Annotated in this window: 7 protein-coding genes, 1 pseudogene and 1 CRISPR repeat array; all 8 genes and pseudogenes read left to right on the top strand. The window is 69.1% G+C overall.

Annotated features, from left to right (window positions below; translation table 11 throughout):
• Window positions 1-1,479 (top strand): hypothetical protein (locus PKD06_RS17610; RefSeq protein WP_324382412.1); only part of this gene is annotated, 1,479 nt, incomplete at its 5' end.
• Complete coding sequence (locus tag PKD06_RS17605; protein ID WP_324382415.1) at window positions 1,469-2,104, top strand: type I-E CRISPR-associated protein Cse2/CasB; 636 nt, start codon at window positions 1,469-1,471, stop codon at window positions 2,102-2,104. The genes PKD06_RS17610 and PKD06_RS17605, both read left to right, overlap by 11 nt.
• The gene (gene cas7e, locus PKD06_RS17600; protein WP_324382410.1) at window positions 2,101-3,252 is read left to right on the top strand and encodes a type I-E CRISPR-associated protein Cas7/Cse4/CasC; all 1,152 of its coding nucleotides are present in this window, start codon (window positions 2,101-2,103) and stop codon (window positions 3,250-3,252) included. Before PKD06_RS17605 ends, cas7e begins: the two co-directional genes overlap by 4 nt.
• A complete protein-coding gene (cas5e, locus tag PKD06_RS17595; RefSeq protein ID WP_324382408.1) occupies window positions 3,252-3,980 on the top strand; it encodes a type I-E CRISPR-associated protein Cas5/CasD in 729 nt (242 codons plus the stop codon). Before cas7e ends, cas5e begins: the two co-directional genes overlap by 1 nt.
• On the top strand, window positions 3,977-4,786 hold the full coding sequence (locus PKD06_RS17590) for a type I-E CRISPR-associated protein Cas6/Cse3/CasE (protein WP_324382407.1): 810 nt from the start codon (window positions 3,977-3,979) through the stop codon (window positions 4,784-4,786). Before cas5e ends, PKD06_RS17590 begins: the two co-directional genes overlap by 4 nt.
• A 4-nt stretch (window positions 4,787-4,790) precedes the next feature.
• A complete protein-coding gene (gene cas1e, locus PKD06_RS17585; protein WP_324382405.1) occupies window positions 4,791-5,663 on the top strand; it encodes a type I-E CRISPR-associated endonuclease Cas1e in 873 nt (290 codons plus the stop codon).
• Window positions 5,664-5,685: 22 nt separating this feature from the next.
• Window positions 5,686-5,970, top strand: coding sequence for a type I-E CRISPR-associated endoribonuclease Cas2e (gene cas2e, locus PKD06_RS17580; protein WP_324382403.1), 285 nt, complete (start codon window positions 5,686-5,688; stop codon window positions 5,968-5,970).
• Window positions 5,971-6,017: 47 nt separating this feature from the next.
• Window positions 6,018-6,778: direct repeats of the CRISPR family, unit length 29 nt; unit sequence GGCTCCTCCGCCTGCGCGGAGATCGACCC.
• Between the two features lie 197 nt (window positions 6,779-6,975).
• A pseudogene (locus tag PKD06_RS17575) lies at window positions 6,976-8,127 on the top strand (IS1182 family transposase); the annotation flags it as partial.

The raw sequence follows: 8,127 nt of genomic DNA, 5'->3' as shown, positions 1-8,127 counted from the left end.
GCGCTGGCCCGGAACGAGATCACGTCCTTCCCCGGCCTGCGCCCCCACCAGCGCCACGCCTGGCATGCCTTCCTCGTCCAGCTCGGCGCGCTTGCGCTGATCCGGGCCGGTCGCGAGGCGATGCCGGAGGACGAGGCGACGTGGCGCGAGATACTGCGCGGCCTGACGCCCGATTTCCCCGATGACGAGCCCTGGTGCCTCGTCTCGCCGCCGGACAAGCCCGCGCTGCTTCAGCCGCCGATCCCGGGCGGCCTTAAAGAGCTAAAGAACCGGATCGAGACGCCGGACGCGCTCGACATGCTGGTCACCTCCAAGAACCATGACCTGAAGGGCGAGGTGATGCTGGAATCCGCCCCGGACGACTGGCTTTTCGCCCTCGTGACGCTGCAGACGACTGAAGGGTTCCTCGGGGCCGGGAACTACGGCGTCAGCCGCATGAACGGGGGTTTCGCCAATCGCCCCGCCTTCAGCGTCGAGCCCACGAGAGGCCCCGTCTCGCAGGTCCGGCGCGATATCGAGGCGCTCGTGGCGCGTCGGCGTGTGGGCGAGGTCCCGCCCGGCTATGCGCCGGAGAACGGACTCGGCCTCGTCTGGCTCCGGCCGTGGGACGGTGCGGCCTCGCTGGGTCAGGCGGAACTCGACCCGCTCTATATCGAGATCTGCCGGCGCGTGCGGCTCGTCGAGGACGGTGGTCGGTTATCGGCGCGGGCCAGCGGCTCCAAGACCCCGCGGATCGTCCCGATCCCCGGCGGCGCGACCGGCGACCCCTGGGCGCCGACCGTCGCCGACAAGGACGGCGTGAAGGTTCTCACCGTCGATGCGGGCGGCTTCCACTACCGGCGCATGGTCAAGCTGCTCTTCGGCCGCGATGGGCATGCGCAACCGCCGCTCGCGGAGATCAACGCGACCGACGCCGACGAAGGGCTCGTCATCCTCGCCCGGGCGCTGACGCGCGGTCAGGGCAAGACCGAAGGCCTGCACGAGCGGCGCATCCCCGTCACCAAGGTCATCCTCGGGAAGATGCGTCGCCGCGATACCGAGCCTCTCGCGCGGGCCGCGACCGGAAGGGTCGGCCTCGCCGGCGAGATCCAGAACCGCGTCCTGAAGCCGGCCCTGCTCGCGCTGTTCGAGAACGGGCCGGACCAGATCGACTACAAGGACAAGGGCGCCGACGCCCGTGCCCGCGACTTCCTGGCCCGTTTCGACGGGGCCGTCGACGCGACGTTCTTCGAAGATCTTTGGGCAGAGTTCGCGCCGGGCGCCGATCCGGAGGCGGTGCGTGCGGCATGGGTCCGCCGACTCGTTCGCGACGTCGCCTGGCCGCTGGTCGAGGAGGCCGATGCCGGGATGTCGAAGGCCGTGGACCGGCGTTGGCGGTCCCTGATCCGCGCGGAGACGGCGTTCTGGGCCGGAACGCGCAACGAAAAGACGGGGCTGTCGAAATATTTCGGGGAGACGCGCCGTGACGATGCAGCCTGATCCCGGGGGCGGGACGTTTATCCGCGCCCGCGTCATCGCCCGAATGGCGGCCCGGATGGCGCATGAGGACAGTTTCGGCAGAGGGCCGCTTGCGGAATTGCGCCGGCTCGATCCCTCCGGTGCGCTGGCGGATGTCGCGCTCCATCGGCTCCTGGCGCGTCATGTGCCGGAGGCGCGACTCGCGCAAATCGGGCTCCCGGCTTGGGCGCTCGTCATTCATGCCGCCGCGCTCGCGGCGCCCGACAGCCTTGCCTTTCCGCCCCGCGCCAGCGAGCCGCCGGAACTCGGGAAGCAGGCTGAATTCTGGGCCGAGGCGGTCCGCGGCGCGCGGCAGCGTTTCGGTCGCGAGCTTTTCGAGGCCGGCTACGGCGAGGGCCGCTTCGCGATCCTTCTCGACGCGAGCGCGGAGGCGTTGCCCGATGCGCTGCCGCGGGCCGTTCGCTTTCTCGTCGCGAAGGGCCGACGCCTGCCCGTCCTTGCGATCGCCGATCTCGTGATGTCGTCGGACGAGCCCGAAAGCGAAGCCGGCAAATCCATCCGCCAAGGCATTGCGCGCGGCTATTTCCGCGCCGAGGCAAAGGCCGCATCGCCTCAAGCACAGACCGTATCGGGAGACGCCGCGTGACCCGCTTCCTGCAGATCCACTTCCTCGCCTCCTATCCGGCCGTGCTCCTGAACCGCGACGATGCCGGGCTCGCCAAGCGCCTGCCCTATGGCGGAACCACCCGCACCCGCATTTCCTCGCAGAGCCTGAAGCGGCATTGGCGCCTCGCCGAGGACGAATGGTCCCTGAAAGGTGTCGGCGCACCTATGGGCGTGCGCTCCCGCGAGATCGTGGAGCGGCGCATCACGCCCAAGCTGTCGGGCGATCCGAAGGTTGTCGAAGCCGTCGAGGCGGCGATCGTGAAGCATCTCTACGGCAAGAACAGCGCGAAGGTCTCGGACCGCCAGGCCATGCTGCTCGGCCAGCCCGAGATCGACTACCTTGCGAGGGTCGGCGCCGAAGCCGTCGCCGCAGCGACCGACGCGAAATCCGCGGAGGCGGAGGTCGATGCCCGGATCGCCAAGGGAAGCGGCAAGGCCAATCTCGCGGCCATGCTGTCGACCGCAGGCAAGCTCGCCTCGGGTCTCGAAGCGGCCCTGTTCGGCCGCATGGTCACCTCAGATCCGGATGCCAACACCGATGCGGCGATCCATGTCGCCCACGCCTTCACGGTGCATCCGCAGGAAAGCGAGAGCGACTATTTCACCGTCGTGGATGACCTTCGGGTCGAGGCCGGCGAGGCCGGGTCGGGCGGCATCTTCGACACCGAGCTGACCTCCGGCCTCTACTACGGCTACGTGGTGGTGGACGTGCCGCTGCTCGTCGCGAACCTTGCCGGCGATGCTGACCTCGCCGGCAAGGTCGTCGAGCATCTCGTCCACCTGATCGCGACCGTCTCGCCGGGCGCCAAGAAGGGCTCGACCGCGCCCTACGCCTATGCCGACCTGATGCTGGTCGAGGCCGGCTCGCGCCAGCCGCGCACGCTCGCATCCGCCTTCCGCAAGGCCGTGCCGCTCCGGCGCGGCGACGACCTCGCGGCCGAGGCCGTGGCGCGGATGGCCGCCAAGCTCGCCGGTTTCGACGGCGCCTACGGGTCGGGCGAGGATCGGGCTCATCTCGCCGTCGAGGATACGGGTGCCGCCGGCTTCGGGGAGACGATGAGCCTCGACGGCCTCGCCGCCTGGGCCGCCGACAAGGTCCGTGAGGCGGATGCGAAGGTCGGCAACTGATGCCGCGCTTCCTCCTCCTGCGGCTCGAAGCTCCCCTGCTCGCCTTCGGGGGCGAGACGGTCGATGCGCGGGGCGTGATCGTGGATTTTCCCGGCGCCTCGCTGTTGACCGGGCTCCTCGCCAATGCGCTGGGCTATCGGCGCGGCGAACGCGACAGGTTGCAGGGGCTTCAGGACCGGCTCGTCTTCGCGGCGCGGCTCGACCGGCCCGGCACCCGCATCACCGATTTCCAGACGGCCCGGCTCGGCGCGGGCGATCAGGGCTGGACGACGCGCGGACGGCCGGAAGGCCGGGCCGGCGGCGCCGGCACCTACAAGGGGCCGCATATCCGCCGGCCCGACTACGATTGCGACACCTCCTGCGCGGTTGCGCTGCGGCTCGAGCCGGAAGACGCCCGCCCGACGCTCGACGATCTCTGCGAGGCGCTTCTGAGTCCGGCCCGGCCGCTTTTCCTGGGCCGCAAGCCCTGCCTGCCCTCGAGGCCCCTCCTCGATGCGGATCCGAGGCTCAGAATCGTCGAGGCTGCGAACCTCCTCGCCGCGCTCGCGTTCCTGCCGCCGGAGGACGGGTCCTCCACTCTCCGCGTGATGCTGCCGGAAGGGGAGCCAGCCCTGCCCGGTGACCACGTCCGGCCGCTGACCGACGAGCGGAACTGGCGCTCCGGCGTGCATGGCGGCCATCGCCTCGTCCGCATCCGCGCGTTGCCGCGCCGGGAGGCCGCCGAATGACGCTGACGCTCGTCCAGATGCGGCCTGCGCTGGGGCCGCTGCTCCGCTGGGCGGAGCGCCGCAAGGTGGTGGCACCGCAAGGGGCGGACGATCTCGGCTACGCCCTGCACGCGATCCTCAAGGCCGCCTTCGGCGAAGATTCGCCGCAACCTTTCGTGCTGCTGGACCCGCCGCGGCGGCGCGAGCGGCCGGGCGCGGATGCCTCCCCGCAGATCCTCGGCTACACGCGGGGCGATCCGCCCGCACTGCGCCTCGCCGCGAGCCTCGCGGAGCCCGAGGTGAGCGAGGCGCTCGGCCTGGACGGGCTTGCCGCCAAGACCATGCCTGACCGTTTCCCGGCCGGGACGCGCCTCGCCTTCCGGGCTCGCATCCGTCCCATGGTCCGCCGCGACCGCGACGGCGACCGGACGAAGTCGCGTGAGCACGACGCCTATCTGGCGGCCGTCGAGAGCTATCCGGTCGAGAACGGCATCGGCACGGCTCCGTTCGGCCGCGGCGAGGTCTATCGCGACTGGCTCGCGCGGCAGTTCCTCGCGGGCGGCGCGGAACACGATCCCGGCCGTGACCGCTTCGACCTCGAGAGCTTCCGGTTGACCCGCGCGCTGAGGCGGGGGCGTGACCGCGACCTGCGCCAGATTCCGTCCTCCAGCGAGAAGATGCGCGGCATGGCCGGCCACCCGGACGCCACTGTGACCGGCACGCTGACGGTCCGCGATCCCGACGCCTTCGCCGCCTTCCTGGCGCGGGGCGTCGGCCGCCACCGAGCCTTCGGATTCGGCATGCTGCTGCTGAGGCCGCCGGGGTGACGCGATGCTGAAAGGCCGCCTCGGGCTCGAGACTGCGCGTCTGCCTCATGCCGACCGGCACGGCCTCCTCTGGCTCGACCGCGGCAACCTTACCGTGGAGGACGGTTGCCTGCGCTTCGTGGCGGCGGGCAGCGACACCGTCCCGGCGGGCGATTACCGCATCCCGCACCAATCCCTCTCGCTCGTCCTGCTCGGGCCGGGATCGACGGTGAGCCACGACGCGCTCCGCATCCTGGCGCGGCACAATACGGGGCTCGCCGCGATCGGCGAAGGCGGCGTGCGTTTCTACACCGCGCAGCCGCTCCTGCCCGACAACTCTGCGCTCGCCCGGCGGCAGGCGATGGCCTGGGCCGATCTCAAGGGGGGCCGGATGAAGGTGGCGCGCCGCATGTATGCGCTTCGTCTGGGCGAGGTGCTGCCTCACCGTGACATCGCGGTGCTGCGCGGGATCGAAGGCGCGCGGGTGAAGGAGATCTACCGCCAGACGGCGGAACGCCACGGCATCCGCTGGGAAGGGCGACGCTACGACCGCCAGAACCCCAACGCGGCCGACATCCCGAACCAGGCGCTGAATCATGCGGCCTCGGCTGTAGAAGGCGCCGCCGCGATCGCTGTGGCTGCGACAGCGACCATCCCCCAACTCGGCTTCGTGCACGAGGATTCCGGTCAGAGCTTCGTGCTGGACGTCGCCGATCTTTTTCGTGACACGATTACGGTGCCTTGCGCCTTCAAGGCCGCAAAAGCGCACGAGAAGCGCCCGTTCGACCCGATCGAGCGCGTCGCCCGCCGGATGGTCGCGGAACGATTGCGGCGCGACGGGGTGATCCCGGGCATGATCGACCGGATCAAAACGTTGTTCGAGGAGGATGCTGCGTAATGTTCGGAGCGGTCCGATGCCTATGACGGTCGTCGTCACGCGCGACGTGGCGGACCGCTATCGCGGCTTTCTGTCGTCCGTGATGCCGGAGGCGGCGCCTGGCGTGTTCGTGGGTGCAGAACTCTCCAAGGGAGTGCGCGAGCGCCTGTGGACCGTGATGACGGGTTGGTGGACCGAGATGCCGGGTGGTTCGGTTGTCCTCCTGTGGAAGGACGACAGCGAGCCGGGGCGGCTCGGCCTGCGCACGCTCGGTCTTCCGCCCAGGACCTTGGCGGATCTCGACGGTGCACTTCTCGTGCGCCGTTGACGCCGTTCTTTGACATCGTCAATGTCACCAGCGACTTAGCTGCCAGAGGCTCCTCCGCCTGCGCGGAGATCGACCCCCGTTTCGGCGGGGGTGCGACGGAATAAGGCCGGCTCCTCCGCCTGCGCGGAGATCGACCCGCTCGCTTTCAGAATGGCGCATATGTCAAGCTGGCTCCTCCGCCTGCGCGGAGATCGACCCTCAGGCGCCCTGGCGAGCGCGTTGATGTCCGCGGCTCCTCCGCCTGCGCGGAGATCGACCCCCGATCTTGAACGTCCGGTTCTACCCGGAGGAGGCTCCTCCGCCTGCGCGGAGATCGACCCCGGAGACTGGTTCCCCGAGACGCTGATCGACGGGCTCCTCCGCCTGCGCGGAGATCGACCCAACAGCGTGTGGACTAAGAGTCGGGCGACCGTGGCTCCTCCGCCTGCGCGGAGATCGACCCGGATCGGCCGGAACCACACGGGCGATGGCTTCGGCTCCTCCGCCTGCGCGGAGATCGACCCTCGACAGCCGTCTTCGCGTCGGTCGGCATGGTGGCTCCTCCGCCTGCGCGGAGATCGACCCTGAGGGTCGTCCGCAATAAGCTTGGCTTATCTGGCTCCTCCGCCTGCGCGGAGATCGACCCCTCACCTATACGGGCGACGGCGCCTCGGGCCTGGCTCCTCCGCCTGCGCGGAGATCGACCCGACTACCAGATGGTTGACGGCGACCCATGGGAGGCTCCTCCGCCTGCGCGGAGATCAGCCCGGAGGGCCGCCGCCCGGGCGCTCGCCTGCGCCGGTTCCTCCGCCCGCGCGGAGATCGACATCCTTCATCACAAGAGGCGAGAACGATCAAGCTTCTCCACACATGAAGATCGATAAGTGCCAAAAACGACTTCTAAATGTTAGCCTTGGATATGGCTTTATCTACCCACAAGCGGACGGTCGCAAGGTCGGCTCAGGGTCCAGGCTGTGTGAAAACCCGCAGATCTGATAGGAAAATCACCGATCTGGAGGGGTCAGGATGAAGCGCTTCATCGCAGACGAGGATCGTCGGCAGACCATGCTTCTTCCCGAGAGCCTGGACGACTACGTCGGGGCGGATAATCCGGTGCGGCTTGTCGAGGCGTTCGTTGATGAGCTTGATTTGGCCGCCCTCGGCTTTGCGGGAGCCGTGCCCGAGGCGACCGGCCGTCCGGCCTATCATCCGGCGACCCTTCTCAAGATTTATCTCTACGGCTACCTCAACCGCATCCCATCGAGCCGCCGACTGGAACGCGAGATCCAGCGCAACATCGAGTTGATTTGGCTGACCGGCCGGCTGATGCCGGACTTCAAGACGCTGGCCGACTTCCGCAAGGACAACGGCCCGGCGATCCAGGCGGCGTGCGCGCAGTTCATCGTGTTGTGTCGTCGGCTGAAGCTCTTCAGCAAAGCCCTCGTGGCGATCGACGGCAGCAGGTTCAAGGCGGTCAACAACCGCGACAAGAACTTCACGCCCGCCAAGGTCGAGGCGCGCCTGGCGCAGGTCGAGGCCAGCATCGCCCGCTACCTCGCGGCTCTGGACAGGGCCGATCGCGAGCCGGGCGATGTCGCCGAGGCCCGCACCGAGCGGCTGGCGGATAAGATCGCGGGTCTGCGCGGCCAAGTGCAGGCTCTCGAGGCGATGCGCCCGCGCGTCGAGGCGGCGCCCGACCGACAGGTCTCGCTGACCGATCCGGATGCGCGTTCTATGGCGACGAGCGGCAAAGGCACCGGCGTCGTCGGCAACAACGTCCAGGCCGCGGTGGATGCCGAACATCATCTGATCGTGGCGCACAATGTGATCAACGTCGGCAGCGACCGGGCTCAGCTCGCGCCGATGGGCCTTCGGGCGCAGAAGGCGACCGGGTGCGGCACGCTCACGGTTCTGGCCGGACGGCGATCAGGTCCTGGACTGCGAGGGCACCGGGGTGATGCCGTGCGTGCCCAAGACCCTGACTTCCGGGAACGCCAAGCGCGGTCTCTTCACCGGACAGGAGTTCGTCTACGACGCCAAGAAGGATCACTATACGTGTCCTGCCGGGCAGCACCTGACAAAGGGACTTGCTCGATCCGATCGCCGGGACGAGATCGACCATCATCGCAACCTGACCGCCTGCCACACCTGCGTGCTCAAGCCACGCTGCACCGCCGA

Source organism: Enterovirga sp., from assembly GCF_035325185.1.
Classification (GTDB): domain Bacteria; phylum Pseudomonadota; class Alphaproteobacteria; order Rhizobiales; family Beijerinckiaceae; genus Enterovirga.
The sequence above is the reverse complement of the archived record's forward strand: the minus strand, read 5'-3'. Positions and strand labels throughout refer to the sequence as shown.

Coding starts and splice junctions, on each gene's coding strand:
- cas5e (WP_324382408.1), top strand. CDS start 3,252: ATGCCGCGCTTCCTCCTCCTGCGGCTCGAAGCTCCCCTGCTCGCCTTC.
- PKD06_RS17590 (WP_324382407.1), top strand. CDS start 3,977: ATGACGCTGACGCTCGTCCAGATGCGGCCTGCGCTGGGGCCGCTGCTC.
- PKD06_RS17605 (WP_324382415.1), top strand. CDS start 1,469: ATGCAGCCTGATCCCGGGGGCGGGACGTTTATCCGCGCCCGCGTCATC.
- cas1e (WP_324382405.1), top strand. CDS start 4,791: ATGCTGAAAGGCCGCCTCGGGCTCGAGACTGCGCGTCTGCCTCATGCC.
- cas2e (WP_324382403.1), top strand. CDS start 5,686: ATGACGGTCGTCGTCACGCGCGACGTGGCGGACCGCTATCGCGGCTTT.